This window comes from Cobetia crustatorum (genome assembly GCF_000591415.1).
Classification (GTDB): domain Bacteria; phylum Pseudomonadota; class Gammaproteobacteria; order Pseudomonadales; family Halomonadaceae; genus Cobetia; species Cobetia crustatorum.
The window spans coordinates 1-20,345 of record NZ_JEMF01000002.1 but is presented as its reverse complement, the minus strand read 5'-3'; the positions used below and the strand labels follow the sequence as shown (position 1 = coordinate 20,345).

Genomic DNA, 20,345 nt, shown 5'->3' with positions numbered 1-20,345 from the left:
TACAGGTAAGGCGCCGTCGCCGCGAGGCGATTGCCGCCTGATAGGGTATTTGACCCTGTGGTATAAACCGTCAAGCAGTTCATGACAAAAAGCCGCCCCGGCATGCCGGGGCGGCTTTTTTATGGCATCTGGATGGCGGGGCCATGATCGATGAAGAAAGTACTACAGGCCGTTAGCGGAGACGAAGTATGCGCTTGCGTTGCGTGACCTGTCATTAGTCTCAGCGTGAAATTGGCGAGTGATTTGAAACACAATCGACATATTCAGCATGCTAGTTTCAAAGGGCACACTCCAACGGAAGGCACGTCGCCAATGGTAAGAGTCGAGAAGCAGTCCCACCGCCTGTATGTCCTCGATACCAATGTGCTGATTCACGATCCCTCGGCCATTTTCCAGTTTGACGAGCACGATGTCGTCATTCCGATGACTGTCCTTGAGGAGCTGGATAAGCACAAAAATGGCAATAAGGAGATCGCCCACACTGCTCGTCAAATCAGTCGTACCTTGTCTGATCTCACTGCCGACATCACCCCTCAGGAAATCCTGCGCGGCATCCCGCTGCCAGGAACACTGAGCGGCTCCGGTCATCTTCACTTTCTCTCTGGGACTGTCGATCAAAGCGACGCCTGCGCTGATAATCGTATTCTTGCAGAAACTCAAAGCCTGGTGGCACGTAGCAGGGTATCTCAGTCATCCTAGTGACAAAGGATATCAATCTCCGTATCAAGGCTGCTGCGCTGGGCATGGCGGTAGAAGACTATCTGACCGATAGAGCCTTCACCGACAGTGATGCCATGATCGAGGGGGTCAAGCTCTATCATGAAGCTGGGCCTGACGGTCAAGGTGTCTGGGATGATCTCAAATTTGATGTCACTGTGACACGCGAACATCATCGTACTTTCTACCAACTCTCTGGGCAGATGCCGAGCGACTGGTATCCCGGCATGCTGATTGCCGACTGTGATGTCGGGGCAAGCTTCGAGGCTATCGTGCGTGAGCTGGGGCATGATCATGCCACGCTCGAGGTCCTGCAGAATTACCGTAATGAACGGAGTGCCTGGGGTGTCAATGCTCATGACAGCCGTCAGAACTTCGCCCTTAATCTACTGATGGATGAAAGCATCGACATGGTGTCGATCGCCGGTAGCGCAGGCACAGGCAAGACTTACATGACCCTTGCAGCAGCCTTTGAGCAGACACTCGAGAAAAAACGCTTCGAGCGCATCATCTTCACGCGCGCGCCGATTGCGATGGGCGAAGAAATAGGCTTTCTGCCCGGCACAGAGGAAGAGAAGATGTCGCCCTGGATGGGGGCCTTCCACGACAACATGGACAACTTGCTGCGTAAGGAGGGTGAAGGCACCAGTGCATGGAGCGAAGAGGCAACACGGGCGTGGATCGGTAATCGCGTGCAGATTCGCTCACCGTCTTTCATGCGCGGACGTACCCTGAGCGATACCTTCCTGATCATTGATGAAGCGCAAAACCTGACGCCCAAGCAGCTTAAAGGGCTGCTGACGCGAGCGGGAGCAAATACCAAGGTGGTATTGCTGGGGAATGTTGGACAGATCGACACACCGTATCTGACAGCCAACACCTGTGGTCTTGCGGTAGCAGTGCAACGCTTCGCCAACTGGCCACATGCGGGACACGTCACGCTAAAATGTGTTGAACGCTCGCGTTTGGCACTAGTGGCAGAAGAGCTGCTTTAGCGAGCAAGAGATCATCTTTTGCCCAATGAGAATCAGCAAGACGCCGCCCATAAGGGCGGCGTCTTGCTTTATCCCACCAGTAGCGGGCACGCCTGGAGCTTCATGAATCATGATGCTGAAAGGGGGCTGCTCAGCAAACGAATGGCGGCAATGGTGCGTGCGATAGGCGTTCCTGCAGCATGCGATTTTCGTGATTGACCTGTACCAACTGGGCCTCGACGCGCGACTGCTCCGCAGTTGAGTGCTCTAGTTGCGCCCGCAAGCTCTTGAGCTCTGAATCACGCTGCTGGCGCAACGTCGCCTCTTCAAAGCGGCGACGCTCTTCTTCCTGCAGCAACTTACGCTGCTCTGCCGTCTGAGCATCAAGACGCTCGATGCGTTTCTCGAGCTGTTCTTGGCGACGACGATGCTGCTTGTCGAGTTCATGCTTCTCGAGGCGTGCATCATCGAGCATCTTCATCAAGCGCGTCTCACTCGCCTCATGGCGCGACTCTTCCTGCACCAGTCGTTCTTTCCATTCAACATCCTGATCTTGCAGCGCCTGCTGATGTCGCTCGTTATCGTGCTCACGCGAGCGTTCCAGCGCTGTGGCATCTTCCTGCGCCAGCGTCAGACGCTTTTCTAACTTTTCCTGGTGTTGCTGCCAGTGCTCCCGCTCGTGAGTCAGGGTTGCAAGTGCTTGTACTCGTTCTTCAAGCCGCGCCTGCACCTGCGCCAGTTGCTCCGATAAAGCACTCAGTCGCTGCTCAGCATCTTCCGCGCGGCGCTGCGATTGGGCCTCAGATTCGCGGGCAGCACTCGTCTGCTTGTCCGCTTCATGTCGGTAGTGGACAAGGCTCTCATTTGCCAGACCTTGAGCTTCCTTCCACACCACCGCGAGTGTCTCGGTCAAGCTATCCGGCATTGCCTGACTCAAGGGCTCATCACGCTTTTCCGCACGTCGCTGACGCCACTCGCGTAAATGATCGCTGATGGTAGTGAAGCTGCCCGTGCCGAGCACCTCACGAATTTTCTGCACGCTTGGGGCTTCGCCCCGCGCCATCAGTGACTCGATGGCTCGTTGTACATCCTCGTACTGGACGCCAGTGCGCGCCATGGGAATCTCCGTCCATATTCTGAAGTAAATGCTTAACGGCCATTACGCCATGAAGCGATGTCGACTACCACCTTAATAGCACCAGAATCGTGCGATATCGCGCCATGAGGCTACTTTATGCATTCCCCAGGACGACCAATGACCAGATGGCGTTGCCGCTTGAGTCAATCATACCGTGTTGATGGTGCAGGATAAAGATAATTACGTTATACGTAATATGTAATTTACGACACGAGAGCGAATATAAATTCATGATTACGCGCCTTATCTTGAATAATTATGAGTACAACAGCACAATAAACACAGGGATAGCACGCGGTAGGCGAAAGGGGCTCTTATTGCCCGAAAACAAGGGTCTACACGCCTCGATATGAGCTTCAACTACAGGAATCGCCACCCATATGGTGTATGAAGCAGCAGATAACAGTGGAGCTGGTGGTATCAACACGCTGATAAATCATCTCGAAGGCGAGCTACAGAAAACGGAAGCCACGAGCGCGCGCTCGGCATCATCTCAGCCCACGCTAATTCGGGCGCGTACAGATATAGAAGCGGTGGCTGCCTGGCTTGCCGAATACCTCCACAGCGCGCAAACACTGCGCGCGTACCGCAAGGAAGCAGAGCGTCTGCTGTTATGGCTGAAGGCGGAGGGCGAGCTGGGCCGAGAAGCGACGTTATCGAGTCTGGATCGCGCGCGACTGGAACAATTTGAATCCTTTCTGGCAGACCCACGTCCTGCACAGCGCTGGATTGGCAGCGTGCGCGCCCGAAAACATCCCGAATGGCGTCCCTTTCGAGGGCCGTTGGCGCCAGCGAGCCGACGACAGAGCCTGGTAATTCTTCAGGGGCTGTATAGCTGGTTGGTCGAGGCAGGTTATCTGAGTCGCAACCCTTTCCGCCTGATGCGTGATAAACGTCGTCTGGACAATCGCACTCAGCACGTTGAGCGTTACCTGGAGCGGCCACTCTGGGACTGGCTGTGGGAGCGTATCGAGCAGCAATGCATGGCCTCAGCGATACAGCCAAGCGGTGATAGTACAGCCGCATCAATCATGGAGCGCCGCCAACATTTCGTGGCAGAGCGTCAGCGCTTTCTGTTTGCATTCGCCTACCTCATGGCGCCTCGTATTGCCGAGATGGCAGCGGCGCGCATGGGTGATATATCACTGCGAGAAGGGCAGTGGTGGTGGCGTGTCATTGGCAAAGGCGCCAAGCTGGCCGAAATTCCCCTGCCGCCACCGATGCTTGAGGCCTTGAGTCGCTGGCGTCGCGTTCGTGGCATGAGTGATCAACCGCAGGCATTGGCAGATGATGAGCGCATGCCACTGATACCACGCCTGGATGGCACGACTCCATTAGGGGATAACCAGCTCTATCGATTGATCAAGCAGACGTTTGCCCAAGCAGCTGGAGACATGCGGGCACGCGCCGAGCAGCCCGGCGATGCCAGCGAGCTGATGGCGCGTAGCCTCGAGAAGGCCAGTCCGCACTGGTTGCGCCACACCGCCATTACCCATCAGGCGCAAGCGGGCGTGGAGCTGCGCTTTTTATCACGCTCCGCACGGCATTCACGCCTTGATACGACATCTCGCTATCTGCATGCCGAAGATTCGGAATGGCAGGAGCAGATGGCGCGGCATTCATTAGGGGCACGTTCGCAAGCGACTGATGATCACGACATCTAAGCGCCGTGCGCCACGCGAATTGGCGCGTTATCATGGGATGATTACACGTTACGTACCGTGCGTTATCCGCATCACCAGACAAGATGGAGTCAGCATGAGCGAGGCCCAGCAGGCGCAAGCGGAACTGGTCGAGGAATTCAGCTTTTTCGACAACTGGATGGACCGCTATCAGTACATCATCGACATGGGCAAGGCACTGCCGGTTTATCCGGAAGAACTGAAGGGGCCGCACACCAAGATTGACGGCTGTCAGTCCAATGTCTGGATTCATCCTGAGGTAAAAGGCGAGGGAAGTGAGCAACGTCTACACTTCCAAGCCACTTCTGACGCAGCCATCGTCGCCGGCCTGATTGCGGTGGTGATGCGTATCTACAATGACCGCACACCACAAGAAATTGTCGCAACTCAGCCGACTTTCCTCGCGGAGCTTGGTCTGGACAAGCACTTGTCGCCGACGCGCTCCAATGGATTACACGCCATGCTCAAGCGCATCTATGGTGTCGCAGAACTGCATGCCAAGGCGTAATGGTTGATTGTTGAACCACGACTAGATTCATGATCAAAACGCCCGCGATCACTAACCTTGAAAAGGGTCGGTGATCACGGGCGTTTTTTTGACTTGAGCAAACGATAAGAGAATCTCTTTCCACGCTCCTCAGCGTCAACGATGCTCCTTGACCTCCAAGACATGGGTCATGGCCTGATGCTGGCCATCCCATACATAGCGCAGGTGTGGCCCCTGGATGGGAATGCTGACCGCCGGCGGGCGCAGAATGGCAGCACATTCAGCCTCCTGATCGATACTGGCATTGCGTACGCTCGGATACAGCAACCCCCAGCTACCGCTTTCTCGCAACTGTGCGGCAAATGCCTGCCCAGTCGGATAGCTATTCATATCGGCGAGGCACAACGCGTCATATCCCTGACGAATATCATGTAATACTTGAGTGACCTGATTTACATAACTACGCATGGTCATTTCCTGACTCGGTTGCGTGGTATCACTCAGAAAGCGCGCCATATGAAAGCGTGTTTCCGCAATCGCCGTATCCAGCGTACTGGCGCAGTAATAGACGCCAAAGCTGCCATCAGTAAAGCGTGATGCACGACCGATATGCGTAAAGGCTGCCATTACCGGCGTCGAGCCAGGCCCACTGATACGGTCTTCTGAGGCAACACGCGAAAGTTCTCCTGCCTCTTCACGCAGGCGATCGTTGGTCATGGCTTCGATGACGAATGCCATCTCCAACTCCTCAGGCTCGAGGATGTCCTCAAAAACCGAGATAGGCGGGAAAGCACTCGAGATTACACGCCAAGCGCTTTGCCATTGTGGCAAGGTAAGCGGTGGTGGCGTGCTTACCATGGAGGACTTCATCCGCGCACACCATCGAGATAACGGCGGGTATCCGCCAGTGACACCACTTGGCCAGCCAGCATGTAATCCAACGCACTACGACCATTGAAGGGCGCAGCACGGTTAGCACGGCGCACCCATTCATGGGCCATTTCTGGCGTATTGCTGAACAGGATCCGTAGCGCCTTGTGAATCCCCATCACATAGGAGATACGCTCCAAGGTGTCATTGGGCAGACGTACTTCCGGTAGCTTGCGATATTTATGGAAGGTCGTTGTGCCGATCCCCCCCAACAGCACTCGCTGATCGGCAGCACTACATTGCCACTTCTCCATGATATTGAAGAAGGACTTGAGTGCCACTCGGCCTACATTGGGGTTAGTAGGGGAAACACGATCAATGGCGGTAGCGGTGGACATGGGGAGCCTCCTGAAGCTAATAATCTACACATGTGTAGATTATCACAAATTCACTTCACCTGCGTAGTGGCATCTATTGGCCATGAGGGACTCGACACTACTGAATGACGGCTTGGTGATACGCAGCGGCTATGACACATCATTTTCGGAGGAGGTATCGCGCAACACAGGAGTACCATCACGACGATCAGCACAAGAATGATCAATACAGGAGCGTTCGGAGCTTGCCGACACCGAGCCGCTGCGTGGAGGCACCAGATCAACGCCGCCGGACCCACCTAATGGATGACAGCGCGATAATCGCTTGAGGGTCAGCCAGCAACCTTTCAAAGGGCCATGCACCTTGATGGCCTCTAGCCCATAACTTGAGCAACTGGGATAGAAACGGCATCGCGGACCCAGCAAAGGGCTGATGATCAGCTGATAGCCGCGCAACATGCCGACCAGTACAGCAGACATTGCACTGGCCAGTCGGCGCCGTAGCGGGTGTTGAGGATCAGGCTAGCCATATGATTCACTTACCATACAGATCTGCGGGATCGATCAGCGGAGCATCGGTAATCGTGGCGCCCTCGGCATCCAACTGCCAGTAGAAGCAGCTCTTGCGGCCGGTGTGGCAGGCAGGGCCAGTCTGATCGACCTTGACCAGCAAGGTATCGCCATCGCAATCAAGATGTGTGCTCACCAGCAGCTGTTGCTGTCCCGAGCTTTCCCCCTTGCGCCATAGCTTGCTGCGCGAACGCGAGAAATAGCAGACGCGACCACTGGTCAGCGTTTCGTGCAATGCCTCTGCATTCATCCATGCCATCATCAGGACTTCACCGCTGTCATGCTGCTGAGCAATGGCGGGGATCAGGCCATCCGCATTCCAGGGCAGGGCACTGAGCAACGTATCCAGCGCGAGCTTTTCGCCGACGTCTGCATTTTCCAGCGATTTCAGCAGTCCATCCTGTGCCATCCGGAAAGGTCCTTGCAGTAGTTAGGTAATAGATAAAGACAGGGCAGATCGATTATCGACGCTGGCCGCGCGTACTGCGCCAGACCAGTGATACCAGATAGGCGATGCCCGCGACCAGCACGATAGTGGCGCCAGCAGGCAGATCGAACTGCCATGAAATCGCCAGGCCGCCAGTCGTGAACGCCATCGCCGCCAGACTTGCGACCACGATCATCATGCCCAGTGAACGAGCATGATGGCCCGCCAAGGCAGCAGGTAATGATAACAGTGCCAGTACCATGATCAGACCGACGGCCTGCAATAGCAGCACGACGGTAATGGCGACCAGTACCAGCAGCAATAAATAGAGCGACTTGACCGGCACCCCGCGCAGACGCGCGAATTCTTCATCGAAAATGACGGCGGTGAGCGGCCGGTGTACAACCAGCAATACCAGCGCCAGCCCTCCGACCACCCAGGCCAGCATGCTGATGGCTTCTGCTGGTACCAGCAACAGATTGCCGAACAGATAGCTCATCAGATCAACCTTGTAGCCCGGCGTTTGACTGATGAAGAGTATGCCAGTCGCCATGCCTATCGCCCACAGCGCACCAATGACGGTGTCTTCCTGATCAAAGCCCTTGAGGCTGATGTAGCCGATCAGGAGCGCAGCGAGAATGGCGCTGACGAAGGCACCCATCAATGGGTTGGCGCCGAGAAAGTAGGCGATACCCATGCCGGCGAGTACCGTGTGTGCAATGCCGCCGGCAAGATAGCCGATACGACGCACCACGACATAGGGCCCGACCAATCCGGCCGCGATACTGGCCAATAGTCCGGTGAACAGGGCATTTTGCAGGAAGTCCTGACTGCCCAGAGCGGTAATGAAGTTCATGCGAATCGGGCCTTGAGCTCGCGAGAATGAGCCATGGATAAAATGAAAGGTGAATGACGCTGCTCAGTGATGATGGTGAATCATGTGGACGTGGTCACCATAGAGCTTCTCAATGGAATCAGCGGTCAGCGCCTCGGTATCATGAATAACCATCTGACGATTGAGACAGGCGACGCGATCGACATAATCACTGATAAAGCCGAGATCGTGGCTGATCACGACCACGCTCATGCGATTGGCCAGACGATGAAACAACTCGAAAAGAGAGCGCTCGCCGTCACTATCGACACTTGCCGTTGGCTCGTCCAGCAACAAAAGGCGCGGCTCAGCGGCAAGCGCACGCGCAATCAGTACACGCTGTAACTGTCCGCCGGACAGTGCATCGATATGCCGACGACGCAGATGACTGATGTCGACTTCCTCAAGTACGGCTTCGATCGCTTCACGATCAGCACGCGGCCAAGGGCCCCAGTGGCGTGAACGCCCCTGACGGCCCATCAACACGACATCTTCGACGCGAATGGGAAAGCGCTTCACGAAATTGGCGAACTGCGGCACATAGCCGATATGGCGCGCGGCAGCACTAGGCGATTTACCTAGCACCTGCACGCATCCTGACACTGGCTTCAACAAGCCCAGCACCAGCTTCAGCAACGTGCTTTTTCCACCACCGTTAGGACCAATGAGCCCGACGATTTCACGCGCACCCACCTGAAAATCGACGCTATCAAGAATGACCTGTTCGCCATAGCGAAAGGTCACGCCGCGAATATCAATGGCATCGGGCACATCGGGAGGCACTGGGCGGAATACCGGCCTACGCTACGACCTGTCACCGGAATATCCGACTGACTGTCCGCCTTAATCACGCGGGCGGAGGAGGGGATGGCCATGAAGAGGGTAACCTCAGATCAATGCACAGGCGGACGCTTACGCGCCCGCCTGTCTGGTGTAACAGATGGCTAACCACAAACATTGCGTGGCCAGCGCGATAATTATCCGATCAATTCTCTAATCGGCCATCGTCTCAATTACTGACTATCAGTCAGCTCGAAGCCTTTGCGCAATGCTATGGAAGCCTGACGCAGATTCTCGGGATAGTCTTCGGCCAATGGGTCTAGCACAGCAACCTTGGCATTCAATGAACTAGCGATACGCTTGGCAGCAGTTTGGGAGAATTGACCTGACACGAAGATGGTGCCGATCTTTTCGCTTTTCGCCCGCGCTATCACCTGCGCCATCTCACGTGGTGTCGGCTCACGACCACTAGTCTCGATAGCATGCTGCACTAGCTGATAACGATCAGAGAAGTAGCCAAAGCTTGGGTGGAAGATCATGAAATTACGCCCTTGATACGGAGCGAGCTGCTGACTGATTTCGCTGTCGAGCGCATCAAGGGATGCCAGCAATTGCTGCTCATTGGCCTGAATATCGCTGGCATGCTCTGGAATATGGGCTTCCAGGACATCTGACGTGCGCTCGATCATCTTCATCATGCGCTCCGGATCCAGCCATAGGTGAGGATCAGCTTCACCCTGGTCTTCCCCATGATCATCGTGACCCGCGTGTGCCGCGTGTGCCTCGTGATCTTCGTGCTCATCATGATTGGTATGATCTTCGTGCTCGTCATGATCGGCGTGATCTTCGTGCTCATCATGATTGGCGTGGTCATCATGGTGGTGAGCCTCGCCCGCACCGAAGAAGCGTGTCTTGAGACCTGCCTCGAGATGTACGACCTGCATTTCAGGTTGGTTCTGCTCAAGGCGCGGCAACCATACCTGCTCGAACGGCACGCCAATCGCAAGGTAGAGCGGCACGCTGGACAGTGCTGCAACCTGACGAGGCGTGGGATCATAGGTATCGGGGCTATTGCCAGGCGTCACCAGCGTGGTGATATCAACAAAGTCACCGGCCAGTTGGTCAACCATCCAATGCAGCGGCGGAATACTGACCGCCACCTTGAGCGGCTGCTCATCCGTCTGAGCCATTGCCCAGGGAGCAGACAGTGCAGCTAGCCCCCCCAACAACGCAGTGGTCAGGCGTAGCCGCAAGGTTGGACGCAGGGTCCGACGAAGAGTGCGGCCATTGAAATGGCCGGCATTACGAAGGGCATGGCCCGCATGCAGTGTCATGAAACAACTTCCTCTTGAGATCACGACATCATGCGGGCGCTGTGTATCGATCAAGACCGATACATTATTGCCTCACTCAGCCGCGATTGAATGTTAGACGCTGACCATTGGCTACCGGAGCGACGGTCTTACCGTCGTAAGCCTTGATACCGTTGACGAAGGTGGCATCGATACGCGCCTTGAACGTCACGCCATCGAAGGGGCTCCAGCCACACTTGTAGAGCACGTTGTCGCGAGTCACGCGAGTTTCGCCATTCAGGTCGACCAATACGAGATCGGCAAAAGCACCTTCGCGAATATAGCCGCGGTCAACGATGGAGAAGCGCTCTGCCACGTTATGACTCGTCTTCTGCACCAGGGTCTCCAGGTCATAAACACCGTCCTTGACCTGATCGAGCAGCGACAGCAGAGCATGCTGAACTAGCGGCAGACCGGAAGGGGCCTTGAAATATGGGTTCTGCTTTTCTTCCCAGGTATGCGGCGCGTGATCAGTGGCGATGATATCGATACGACCATCCATCACGGCAGCGCGCAGTGCAGCACGATCGGCCTGGGTCTTTACGGCCGGATTGCACTTGATCAGGCTGCCACGCTCGTCATAGTCGACATCACTGAACCACAGGTGATGTGCACAGACTTCAGCGGTAATCTGTTTACCCTTCATGGGGCCCGGCGTAAACAGCGCCATTTCTTCAGCGGTCGTCAGGTGCAATACGTGAAGCTGGGTGTCATTGCGTGTCGCCAGATCAATCGCCAAACGTGAACTTTTGATACAGGCTTCGCGTGAACGGATCCGTCCATGCTCGGAGAAGGGCACGTCTTCACCGAAGCGCTCACGCCAGCGTGCTTCGTTTTCCAGAATCATCGGCGTATCTTCGCAATGCGTGACGATGGGCGTCGGCGCATGCTTGAAGATACCTTCCAGAATATCTGGATCATCAACCAACATGTTGCCGGTAGAGGCCCCCATGAAGATCTTGATGCCGCAGGTCTGGTTGGGATCAAGCGTCTTGATTGCTTCCAGATTGTCGTTGCTGGCACCCAGATAGAACGCATGATTGGCGTGCGCACGTCCGGCGGCAACGGCGAACTTGGCTTCCAGTGCGGCGCTATCCAGCGTAGCCGGTTTGACATTGGGCATATCAAAGAAGGTGGTAATGCCTCCCGCCACGGCGGCGGCTGATTCGGTGGCAATATTGCCCTTGGCGGTCAGCCCGGGCTCACGAAAATGTACCTGATCATCAATCATGCCCGGCAGCAGATGGCGTCCCTGGGCATCAATGACTTCACGCGCATCCAGATGAGACAGATCGCTACCGATGGCATGGATACGTCCGTTCTTGATGCCCACATCCAGAGTGGAAATGGTGCCTTCATTGACGACTTGTGCCTGTGAGATGCGGATGTCCAGCATGTGACGTCCTCCGTGGTGATCAAATGTTATAACGTATCAAAATTGTCCGCAAGGGCCTGTTCAGTGTGCAGGAGATTCCACTGAGGTGAGCCCTTGGGCAATACACTCGCCGCAACGCCCTTCCAGTTCTACCGTTTGCCGCTCAATCGTGAAGCCATGTGCGCTGGCACTGGCAGCCAACCGTGAACCGAGATCATCATCATGCATTTCTTCAACTCGCCCACAGCCGCGGCAGATCAATAATTGAAAGCCGTGCTGATGCTCTGGGCAGTGGCAAGCCAGATAGGCATTGAGTGATTCGATACGGTGGACAAGCCCCTGAGCAATCAGGAAGTCCAGTGCACGGTAAATCGTGGGGGGGCGTGCTGCGCCATGTTCCTTGGCGAGCTGATCAAGCAAGTCGTAGGCTTTGAGTGCGCCATGGCTGGCCGCAATCAATTCCAGTACGCGTCGCCGAATCGGAGTAAAGCGCGCACCTCTCGCCAGACATTGACGTTCTGCCTGGTCGATCAGCGAAAATTGCTCGGGCATGAAGAATCCTGAGTGTCGGGAGGGCAGCACACACAGTGGCAGCATTAGGTGCTGTCAGTGGTCTGCCTGAATGACCAGAGCCTTATTCTAGGCAAATTGCCCTCGCTGAGCCACATGCAAGACATAGGGATCCTGTTACTGGAACGTTAAATGATACTATTTCGCGCACCAAAAGATATGTTATAACATCTCATTATTGATATTTGTCATGGTCAATCAAAGGAGCCCTTCATGCTGTGTCGCGAGCTATACACATCAACGCTACCGCCATTCTCAAAGGATCAGCCACCACCTGGCTCCCTCGCTGGAGATGCTGATGCCCCAAGACATTGGCACCTCGGCCATCAAGCACTGGATCTGGGCGAGATCTTTCGTCCGGAGATCACGCTTGCTGTCATGCAGCGACGCATTGATGCTGCACTCAAGCTGGCCGTCCAAGCGCAGTTATATGCCTCCTATCCGCTGAACATACGATGGCGCGGACCTATCAGCGAGATATGCCATATGCTGGAACGCTATCTACCTGCACCTGAGGCGGGAGAGGCGATCATTGGCGATATCAGCCTGCTGGGGGCTGCCATGGGGGAGCTCTTCGAGGTCGATGACGTCGGCTTGCGCCTGGAAGTCACACAGCGAGCCATGTGCCCACGTTTTCATGTCGACAAGATCCCTGTACGCATGGTGACCACGTATCAAGGGCCTGGAACGCAGTGGCTACCAGAGGAGGCGGCAGACCGATTGGCACTGGGGCATGGCCAATACGGGCACCAGGATGTCTGTATCAACCCTGAGCAGATTCGAGAGTTGCGTCTCGGTAGTCTGGCATTGCTCAAGGGAGAGTGCTGGCCGGGCAATGAGGGGCGAGGGCTTATTCACCGCTCGCCAGTCGTGCCGAACGGCAAACGTATGATGCTAAGTCTCGACCCGGGCTAACGCACCGGTCTCGCTGAACGCAAAACACCCCGCCTCGGCGGGGTGTTTTGCGTTCTCTCTACACCAGGCAATGCTGGCAACGAAGCACTCAGTCAGCGATTGGTGCCATACCCACATTCGCCACGTCTTCCTTGCTGCGTGCAAAGTGCTTGCGTGCAAAGGCAACGCGCTCTGCCACCGGCACACCATCTGGCTGACGTTCGATCAGTTCAAGTCGCTTGCGCAGACCTTCCCCATTGGCCATCTGAATGGCCAGGCCCGGACGGGCATTCAGCTCCAATAGCATCGGACCATGTCGGCGATCCAGCACCATATCAGTACCGAGATAACCAAGACCTGTCATCTCATAGCAACCAGAGGCAAGCACCAACAGGGTCTCCCACTGTGGCACCTTGAGCGAGAAGATGTCATGCCCGGTATCAGGATGCGCAAACTGCGGGCGATCGTACTGAACGCCGCGCACAGCCCAGCCAGTCCCGATATCCAACCCGACACCGACAGCACCTTGGTGGAGGTTAGCTTTGCCGTCTGATGCCGATGTCGACAGGCGCATCATCGCCATGACTGGGTAACCCTTGAAGACGATGACACGGATGTCTGGCACGCCTTCATAGGTGAACTCGGCAAAAGCCTGATCGAAGGAAATTAGTCCTTCGATCAGCGCCACATCAGGCGAACCACCCAGTGAATACAGCCCTGACAGGATGTTAGAGACATGACGCTCCATATCGGCACGATTAATCCGAACGCCACTCGGTTTTACGTACTCTTCGCCATCATGATGCTCGATGACAAGAATACCCTTACCGCCAGAGCCTTTAGCCGGCTTGATCACAAAGCCAGTACTCTCGCGCACCATATCGACGACACCTCTGACCTCGAACTGGCTGGTCACAGTGCCGATCAATTCAGGGGAGGCGAGCCCATGCTCCTGACACAGCAGCTTGGTCTGCAGTTTGTCATCAACCAACGGGTAGAGCCGACGGTCGTTGTACTTCGATATATAACCAATGTTACGGCGATTCATGCCGACTACGCCCTTGTCACGCAGCAAGCCTGGCGTGGTCCAGTTACGTGACCAGCGATTTATCCATGACGAGAGCATATCAATCCTCCGTCAGTGGCTTGAAACGACGCAGTTCCAGCAGACGATAGCCGGTGTAATTGCCGAGCAGCAGTATAAAGGCCATCAGTACCAGTTGCAGACCAAGGAAGTTGAAGGTGAGGTGGCGCACCCACGGATTATTCATCGCCAGATAGGCAAGTACTGCAGTCAACAGGCTACCGCCACCTTGCTTGAGCACTTCCTTGGGACCTTCTTCTTCCCACAGGATCGACATGCGTTCAACAGTCCAGGACAGGATGATCATCGGGAAGAAGGTGATGGTCAGGCCCGCATTCAGACCGAAGCGATATGCCAAGACAGAGAAGATGGAGATGATCGCAATCACCATGATGATAACCACCGAAACCCTTGCGACTAACAGTAAGTTAAGTCGCGATAGATAACTGCGAATCACCAGGCCGGTCGCCACAATCAACAGGAAGCCGATCAAGCCAGTGATAAGGCTGGTCTGAATGAAGGCGAGGGCGATCAGTACTGGCATGAAGGTACCCGAGGTCTTCAGACCTACCAGTACACGCAGTAGCACTACGACCAGCGCGCCAATCGGGATCAGCAGAATCGTCTTGAAAAGCGCCTGTTCTTCCAGCGGCAGCGAGTGGATAGAGAAGTTGAGCAACTCATCATTCGCCAGCTTGTTACGCACGGCAACAGCAGCCGGCTCATTGTGGCGAATCATCGAGAAACTGACGCGTGAGTTCACGCCGCCTTCGACTTCCAGCATTGGTGCGCCGCGACCTTCCCATAGCAATAGATTATCCGGCTCACCCTGCTTGCCGGTTTCAGGATTGATCAGTACCCAGTCGGTATTGATGTCTTCGGCATCGGCTGAATCAAGATCAACGGTTTGACCGTTCTCCGGTGTTTCAGCAAATACCTGCAGCCAGAAACTGACATTCTGGCGACGGCGTCCATCTTCCAGGCTTAAGCCACTGACGAGGCGGGCGCTGACGCCGGCTTCGTTGAGCAAGCGCAGCATCAGATCCGGGCGGTCGAATTGGGTCAGCAACAGGCGTCCATTCTCACCCTGACGCTGGCCATCAAACTGTTTGATCAGCTCACGGGCAAAGGTAAAGGAGTCAGCGCTCTTGGCGCGAGCCTGATCGATGACCTGTGCAGCCGCCGTATCATAAGGACGCTCCCACGAGACTTCCTGCGGTGCCGGCAAGCGCTTGATGGCGGCAGGTGTGGAATTGTCAGACTCAAGCATGGTGACGGTGTAATACAGCAGCTGGGAGCCAGCAGCCTCACGGATAGACCACTCGGCACGACGGCCTGGCAGGTCATCCAGATAGGAGAGTCCGAAACCTGACGATGCCGTGTTTTCCGTCAAGACACTGTAGCCCTTCTGGTTTTCAGGCAGTGCTAGAGACGCCTTTACCGGGCCACCGGTGGCGGTAAAGGTCACCTGTGCCTCGATATCCCACACTTTTTGCTGCGCACCAGGCACCCAGGGTACATCGAACGAGATATGGCGATAGGCCGTCAATCCCACTCCAATCAGCATCAACAGACTGACAAGTAGGTAAAAAGCAAAACGCGACATGGGAGTCCTTGAGATATTTTATGCAATTGACATGACCCGGAAAATGATCAAGTCATGTCAGTAGGGATAATCAGCATCAATAGCAGCGGGGCGTTACTTAGTCCCGGTTACCTTCATTCGGGTCCTGATCCTTGGCCGCATCTGCGCTCGGGGCGCTACCCGAGAATTCAGGACGGGGATTGATGAAGGTACGGCTAATATCGACAGCCGCAATATCCATCATGAAGCGACGGCCCAACAACACAGGGTATGTCAGATCACGACGATCATTCAGCGTGAATTCTACCCGCTGCTTTATATCGCCTAATGTCATCAGCATGCTGACAACAGGACGCTCTTCACGACCCGCTGCCTGAATGATGGTGACGGTTCTACTGACCTTGGCTTCAACCCACTTGTCACGTACGTCGGCGACGAAATACTTGGCATCATCGCGTAGCGCAAGCTTGAACTTGACCCACTTGTCACCATCACGCTCGAACTCGGTAATTTCGCGTGCGGAGAGAGATGAGGTATTTGCGCCCGTATCAATACGCGCCTTGAAGTAGCTACCAATCGCGGGGAATCCAACCCACTCGACACGGCCCAGTAACGTCTTGTCCATGATCGGGTTATCAGACGCAGCCTTGCAGGCTTGTACCGTCTGTGGCGCTGCCGGTTTTTCCATCTCGGCGTGCATGCGGCGCAACTGGCTACCGACTTCACGAACATCGCGACGAAGTGAGCTATTCAGCGCCTGTTGTTCTGTCAGTTGCTGCTTCTGAGCATCACATTGACTGGCAAGTTGTCCCTGCAGTGCATCCATACGTTGTGAGAATGCGGCAGGCGTCAATACCGGTTTCTGAGGCTGAGGTTGTGCCGGAACGCAGCCAGCCATTACGACGGCGCTAGTCAAAGTAATAGGCAGCAGCAGCTTGCGGATCAGCATAGTGAAGGAGGTCCCTGTTCAGCCTTGCTACCGACCTGCGCCTGGCGCGGCCGGCATGCACAATTCTTGTTCATCGATAACTCAGCACAGAAATACGCCTACCTATCGATGCCTGGATGTTCCCTGTGTACCTTTACCCCGTAGTACAAAGGTGCACAGGAGGCCGATCATACGTAGGCCTAATGGTCACTGTCCATGTTTCAGGGCGCGCGCTGAACCGCCAAGACATGATTCGACATTGCGTGATCAGTTTTTGTCGCTGTGCGATGACAACGATCTGTGATGCCCGTATGAAAGGGCGCTGCGCTTGTGACCATTCGGAATTCCTGCCGTTCTCGCTTCAATGGTGTCTCAACACGGTGACGCAGCGAGTGGGGATTTCGATACCAAGCGCTGTGGGCACTTTGACACTTTCTTTCTAGGCTTGCACATTCTCACCACAGCCTTTGCGCATTTATCAGGGCCATGCCCAACCCGCCTTGATAGACAAAGATTCATCTGAGAACGTCACGATGCGCCTAAAACGAGTGTTTGACTGACGTCATGTACCGACATGAGGCAGACACCGATAATAAAGAGAACAAGTAGAACGAAGAAGGCACTCATGATTGCCAAAGCAGGAAGTGCTGATTGTGGATAGAGAAGGAAATATCCAATTTAACATAATATATATTATGCGAACTCATTCAATGCCAACCAAAGCACCTTCCTGGAGTGACGCTCAACGCTGCTGCTCTGCATGATTTTTGCTTTCGATACCAATGCTGCATAATCTTTGTCTATAGGCTGAACAATTTTTCTGCCCACATGACAAACCTGTCATTCCGCGTGAGAAATTTCCTGCGACTGCGATAGGTACTTCCCCTGTTCGAGGGTGGCTACAACATCAGGAGACAGATATTGAAGATTCATCTACCCACAGGCCTCAAGGCAGGCCTGCTACTGATGACTGCAGGCCTGCTTGCTGCGTGTAGTGGCCCGCAGATCGAAGATTATGCTGATAGCGGTCCGGAGCTCAGAATCGACGACTACTTCGTGGGCCACACACGTGGCTGGGGTATGGTCCAGGACTATAACGGTACAGTGACTCGACGCTTTGTAGTCGATATCACCGGCACAAAAGATGGCAACAAGCTGATTCTCGACGAGGATTTCGTCTATGCCGATGGTGAAACCCAGAATCGGCGCTGGACCTTCACGCCAGCGGGAGACCGACAATGGACAGGGACTGCCGTTGATGTCATGGGCCTGGCAACAGCGGCCAGCAGCGGGAATGCCTTCCACATGAGCTACGTGTTACAGGTGCCCATTGATGATAGCCACTGGGAGTTCAGTATGGATGACTGGATGTACCTGCAACCCGGCGAACGCATCATCAACCGCACCTCAATGCGTAAGCTTGGTATCGAAGCTGCAAGTATCACCCTCGCCTTCCAGCGCTGCCCCTGCGAGCCTGGTACGCCAAGCACGACCGAGATAACAGCAAAGCCCCCGCAATGAATTAGCCTTTTATCGCCGTTTTAATGTTAGTCAGCCATTCTTGGTAACTGTCTGTCGGTGGCACTGGTTGACCGAACGCAAACCCCTGTACCTGATCAAACCCCAGATCTTCAAGCACCTGCTGCTGGCGAGCATGCTCAACACCCACGGCGATCGCTTCGAGGCCCAATACATGCAGTGCGGCTGTCCATGCCTTGAGTAGGCGCGCCTGACGCGGGTCTGTCTGTAGCTGAGCAATCCAGCGCGGATGAAGTTTGACGCTTTTGGCTGGCAACAGACTCAACAGTCGCAAGCTGTCATTCTCTGGGCCAAACCTATCAATGCAAAATGAAATGCCTTCGCTAATTAGCGCTTTCATGGCTGCCACCAGGGATTCAGGTGACTCCATGAAATCCTCAGTACCGCTGATATCAAGCTGTAACTGCTGTCCTTTTATTCTATAAAGCCTCAAGACACGGCGCATGGCATCCACATAATCGACTTCCAGTAATCGAGTCGCTGCTATATTGAGTGATAACGGCAACTGAACGGTACTGAATTCTTCATCTGAGCCTTGCCACTGGCTCAACAAGGCACATGCCTGACGTAGCACCCAGATATCCAGCTCTTCGGTTAGCCCGGCATGGCTTGCTATCCGCAACATCTGGTATGGCGTTACCCAACGATCCTGTTCCTTCCAACGAAGCAAGACTTCCTGACCACTAAGCGCCAGGGTGCCGCACTTGAACATGGGCTGTATATGCACACTCAGCTCGTTGTCGCGTAGCGCCTGGGCAAAACGATTATTGAGCTGGATACGCAACTGCAGACTCGATGTCAGATCCGCGACCTGAATATCCTTCTGCAGTGGCGCCCAGTCGCTGGCGTTATGTAGCTCTTCCTCGAGTATTTCAATCAATTCATGTGCTGTGGTCGCACCAGGCACAAGGCTCGCCGAACAGATCAATAGCGTGGGCCGCACAGTGGCAGATAGATGCAGCAGCCAAGGCTGATCAACAAAGCGTGACCAGCGCATGCCGCTGACTGCTTGCTTCTGGGGTAACAGAACCATCAGCGTATCGTGATTCAGTCGTCCCTTGAGCATCTCGTTACTATCAAAGTTTTCATTGAGCTGAGTCGAGAGTGACTGCAAGACTCCGTCCACGAAGTCGCTACCCTTCTGCTTGCGCCAGCGCTCGCTGCCCTGAACCTTGATCAGTATGACCTGTAGCGTTTGATCAGATGCGTACTCATCAAGCCAGCTGGAAAGCTTCTGGAGATAACGACGGCGAACGCTATAACCGGTAATGGGGTCAATACTGGCTTGCAGCGTGGCGCGTGCTCGCTCAGCCAGCAACGCATCACGCTGAATGAGCTCATTCTCGACCAGTGCCGCACAACGTTCGAGCCGGTCGAGCTGTGCTTCACTGAGCTGGCGTGGCTTGTGATCGATCAGGCAAAGGGTACCCAGTGGCAAGCCGCTGCTGTCACGCAGCACTGCACCCGCATAGAAGCGGACATGAGGCGGTCCAGTGACGAGTGCATTATCGTAGAAGCGTTCATCTTTACTCGCATCATTGACGACGAAGAAACGTTCTTCATGCAGAGCATGCGCGCAAAATGCGATATCTCGGCCCGTTTCACGTGCATCCAGCCCACAATGAGCCTTGAACCACTGCCGATCTTCATCCACCAGCGATACCAGGCAAATGGGGGCATCGAAGATATCTGCCACTAAGCGCGTCAGGTCGTCGTAACGCTTTTCGTGATTACTATCAAGCACCTGGAGAGAGTGCAGGCTGCAGATGCGCTCCTGCTCACGAGGGTGGGGTGCGGCCGGCCTGAAGCCGGGACGGCCTCCCGGAGCTAGCGATGCTTCTGAGATAGGATCTGCCATCGGCTGCGGCCTCAAGGACATAAATCGAAAGAAATATGACACATGCAAATATGAGCATGTTTATGCCACTTTACGCATGGCATATCTATTACCGTAAGCACTTACAGGGTTGATAGCCAGTTGTTATATCGCATGATTGACTATCATGCGGATACTATTTCTTGTAACAAAAACGCATGACGCTCGCAGCATATGCTGCGAGGCGTCATGTGGAACTAAACTTCTAACATTGCAACATCCAACACTAGCCTATCGCGATCTATC

At 54.8% G+C, this 20,345-nt stretch carries 18 protein-coding genes and 1 pseudogene; 5 read left to right on the top strand and 14 right to left on the bottom strand.

Annotation, left to right across the window (positions count from 1 at the left end):
- Positions 1-312 precede the first annotated feature (312 nt).
- A pseudogene (locus BF12_RS17970) lies at positions 313-1,712 on the top strand (PhoH family protein).
- Positions 1,713-1,842: 130 nt separating this feature from the next.
- On the opposite strand, the gene BF12_RS0100210 reads toward BF12_RS17970, so the two are convergent.
- Complete coding sequence (locus tag BF12_RS0100210; protein ID WP_024950497.1) at positions 1,843-2,808, bottom strand: DNA-binding protein; 966 nt, start codon at positions 2,806-2,808, stop codon at positions 1,843-1,845.
- 401 nt (positions 2,809-3,209) lie between these two features.
- Here BF12_RS0100210 and BF12_RS0100205 point away from each other — a divergent pair, with 401 nt between their 5' ends.
- On the top strand, positions 3,210-4,493 hold the full coding sequence (locus tag BF12_RS0100205) for a tyrosine-type recombinase/integrase (protein WP_024950496.1): 1,284 nt from the start codon (positions 3,210-3,212) through the stop codon (positions 4,491-4,493).
- A gap of 94 nt (positions 4,494-4,587) precedes the next feature.
- Positions 4,588-5,019, top strand: a complete 432-nt coding sequence (locus BF12_RS0100200) for a SufE family protein (RefSeq protein WP_024950495.1) — start codon at positions 4,588-4,590, stop codon at positions 5,017-5,019.
- Positions 5,020-5,154: 135 nt separating this feature from the next.
- Here BF12_RS0100200 and BF12_RS0100195 read toward each other — a convergent pair whose 3' ends face one another.
- From BF12_RS0100195 to BF12_RS0100155, 9 genes are all read right to left on the bottom strand, one after another.
- Positions 5,155-5,736, bottom strand: coding sequence for an RES family NAD+ phosphorylase (locus tag BF12_RS0100195; RefSeq protein ID WP_248623578.1), 582 nt, complete (start codon positions 5,734-5,736; stop codon positions 5,155-5,157).
- Positions 5,737-5,864: 128 nt separating this feature from the next.
- The gene (locus tag BF12_RS0100190) at positions 5,865-6,266 is read right to left on the bottom strand and encodes an MbcA/ParS/Xre antitoxin family protein (protein ID WP_024950493.1); all 402 of its coding nucleotides are present in this window, start codon (positions 6,264-6,266) and stop codon (positions 5,865-5,867) included.
- 129 nt (positions 6,267-6,395) lie between these two features.
- Complete coding sequence (gene yidD / locus BF12_RS17965; protein WP_176426488.1) at positions 6,396-6,725, bottom strand: membrane protein insertion efficiency factor YidD; 330 nt, start codon at positions 6,723-6,725, stop codon at positions 6,396-6,398.
- A 55-nt stretch (positions 6,726-6,780) separates the two neighbouring features.
- A complete protein-coding gene (gene hisI, locus BF12_RS0100180) occupies positions 6,781-7,224 on the bottom strand; it encodes a phosphoribosyl-AMP cyclohydrolase (RefSeq protein WP_035158371.1) in 444 nt (147 codons plus the stop codon).
- Positions 7,225-7,276: 52 nt separating this feature from the next.
- Positions 7,277-8,098 (bottom strand): metal ABC transporter permease, encoded by an 822-nt coding sequence (locus BF12_RS0100175; protein ID WP_024950490.1) that lies wholly within the window; start codon positions 8,096-8,098, stop codon positions 7,277-7,279.
- Between the two features lie 63 nt (positions 8,099-8,161).
- Entirely contained in the window at positions 8,162-8,899 is a 738-nt protein-coding gene (locus BF12_RS0100170; RefSeq protein ID WP_024950489.1) for a metal ABC transporter ATP-binding protein, read from the bottom strand.
- A 230-nt stretch (positions 8,900-9,129) separates the two neighbouring features.
- The gene (locus BF12_RS0100165) at positions 9,130-10,230 is read right to left on the bottom strand and encodes a metal ABC transporter solute-binding protein, Zn/Mn family (protein WP_024950488.1); all 1,101 of its coding nucleotides are present in this window, start codon (positions 10,228-10,230) and stop codon (positions 9,130-9,132) included.
- A 76-nt stretch (positions 10,231-10,306) separates the two neighbouring features.
- Entirely contained in the window at positions 10,307-11,644 is a 1,338-nt protein-coding gene (locus tag BF12_RS0100160) for a dihydroorotase (RefSeq protein ID WP_024950487.1), read from the bottom strand.
- A gap of 60 nt (positions 11,645-11,704) precedes the next feature.
- On the bottom strand, positions 11,705-12,175 hold the full coding sequence (locus tag BF12_RS0100155; RefSeq protein WP_024950486.1) for a Fur family transcriptional regulator: 471 nt from the start codon (positions 12,173-12,175) through the stop codon (positions 11,705-11,707).
- Between the two features lie 231 nt (positions 12,176-12,406).
- On the opposite strand from BF12_RS0100155, the gene BF12_RS0100150 reads away from it, so the two are divergent.
- Complete coding sequence (locus tag BF12_RS0100150) at positions 12,407-13,108, top strand: DUF1826 domain-containing protein (protein WP_024950485.1); 702 nt, start codon at positions 12,407-12,409, stop codon at positions 13,106-13,108.
- Between the two features lie 88 nt (positions 13,109-13,196).
- On the opposite strand, the gene BF12_RS0100145 is transcribed toward BF12_RS0100150, so the two are convergent.
- From BF12_RS0100145 to BF12_RS0100135, 3 genes are all read right to left on the bottom strand, one after another.
- A complete protein-coding gene (locus BF12_RS0100145) occupies positions 13,197-14,213 on the bottom strand; it encodes an alpha-L-glutamate ligase-like protein (protein ID WP_024950484.1) in 1,017 nt (338 codons plus the stop codon).
- 1 nt (position 14,214) lies between these two features.
- Positions 14,215-15,777: an inactive transglutaminase family protein gene (locus BF12_RS0100140; RefSeq protein ID WP_024950483.1), complete on the bottom strand. Its 1,563-nt coding sequence runs from the start codon at positions 15,775-15,777 to the stop codon at positions 14,215-14,217.
- A gap of 97 nt (positions 15,778-15,874) precedes the next feature.
- Positions 15,875-16,705, bottom strand: a complete 831-nt coding sequence (locus BF12_RS0100135) for an ATP-dependent zinc protease family protein (protein WP_035158368.1) — start codon at positions 16,703-16,705, stop codon at positions 15,875-15,877.
- A gap of 900 nt (positions 16,706-17,605) precedes the next feature.
- Between BF12_RS0100135 and BF12_RS17960 the strand changes: the two genes are divergently transcribed.
- On the top strand, positions 17,606-18,205 hold the full coding sequence (locus BF12_RS17960) for a DUF3833 domain-containing protein (RefSeq protein ID WP_024950481.1): 600 nt from the start codon (positions 17,606-17,608) through the stop codon (positions 18,203-18,205).
- 1 nt (position 18,206) lies between these two features.
- On the opposite strand, the gene BF12_RS0100125 is transcribed toward BF12_RS17960, so the two are convergent.
- Entirely contained in the window at positions 18,207-20,081 is a 1,875-nt protein-coding gene (locus BF12_RS0100125; RefSeq protein ID WP_169734492.1) for an EAL domain-containing protein, read from the bottom strand.
- Positions 20,082-20,345 lie beyond the last annotated feature (264 nt).

Bases quoted from the DNA above. Each gene is read 5' to 3' on its own strand.
- BF12_RS0100210 (WP_024950497.1), bottom strand. From the start codon at position 2,808: ATGGCGCGCACTGGCGTCCAGTACGAGGATGTACAACGAGCCATCGAG.
- BF12_RS0100205 (WP_024950496.1), top strand. From the start codon at position 3,210: ATGGTGTATGAAGCAGCAGATAACAGTGGAGCTGGTGGTATCAACACG.
- BF12_RS0100200 (WP_024950495.1), top strand. From the start codon at position 4,588: ATGAGCGAGGCCCAGCAGGCGCAAGCGGAACTGGTCGAGGAATTCAGC.
- BF12_RS0100195 (WP_248623578.1), bottom strand. From the start codon at position 5,736: ATGGCATTCGTCATCGAAGCCATGACCAACGATCGCCTGCGTGAAGAG.
- BF12_RS0100190 (WP_024950493.1), bottom strand. From the start codon at position 6,266: ATGTCCACCGCTACCGCCATTGATCGTGTTTCCCCTACTAACCCCAAT.
- yidD (WP_176426488.1), bottom strand. From the start codon at position 6,725: ATGTCTGCTGTACTGGTCGGCATGTTGCGCGGCTATCAGCTGATCATC.
- hisI (WP_035158371.1), bottom strand. From the start codon at position 7,224: ATGGCACAGGATGGACTGCTGAAATCGCTGGAAAATGCAGACGTCGGC.
- BF12_RS0100175 (WP_024950490.1), bottom strand. From the start codon at position 8,098: ATGAACTTCATTACCGCTCTGGGCAGTCAGGACTTCCTGCAAAATGCC.
- BF12_RS0100165 (WP_024950488.1), bottom strand. From the start codon at position 10,230: ATGACACTGCATGCGGGCCATGCCCTTCGTAATGCCGGCCATTTCAAT.
- BF12_RS0100160 (WP_024950487.1), bottom strand. From the start codon at position 11,644: ATGCTGGACATCCGCATCTCACAGGCACAAGTCGTCAATGAAGGCACC.
- BF12_RS0100155 (WP_024950486.1), bottom strand. From the start codon at position 12,175: ATGCCCGAGCAATTTTCGCTGATCGACCAGGCAGAACGTCAATGTCTG.
- BF12_RS0100150 (WP_024950485.1), top strand. From the start codon at position 12,407: ATGCTGTGTCGCGAGCTATACACATCAACGCTACCGCCATTCTCAAAG.
- BF12_RS0100145 (WP_024950484.1), bottom strand. From the start codon at position 14,213: ATGCTCTCGTCATGGATAAATCGCTGGTCACGTAACTGGACCACGCCA.
- BF12_RS0100140 (WP_024950483.1), bottom strand. From the start codon at position 15,777: ATGTCGCGTTTTGCTTTTTACCTACTTGTCAGTCTGTTGATGCTGATT.
- BF12_RS0100135 (WP_035158368.1), bottom strand. From the start codon at position 16,705: ATGCTGATCCGCAAGCTGCTGCTGCCTATTACTTTGACTAGCGCCGTC.
- BF12_RS0100125 (WP_169734492.1), bottom strand. From the start codon at position 20,081: ATGGCAGATCCTATCTCAGAAGCATCGCTAGCTCCGGGAGGCCGTCCC.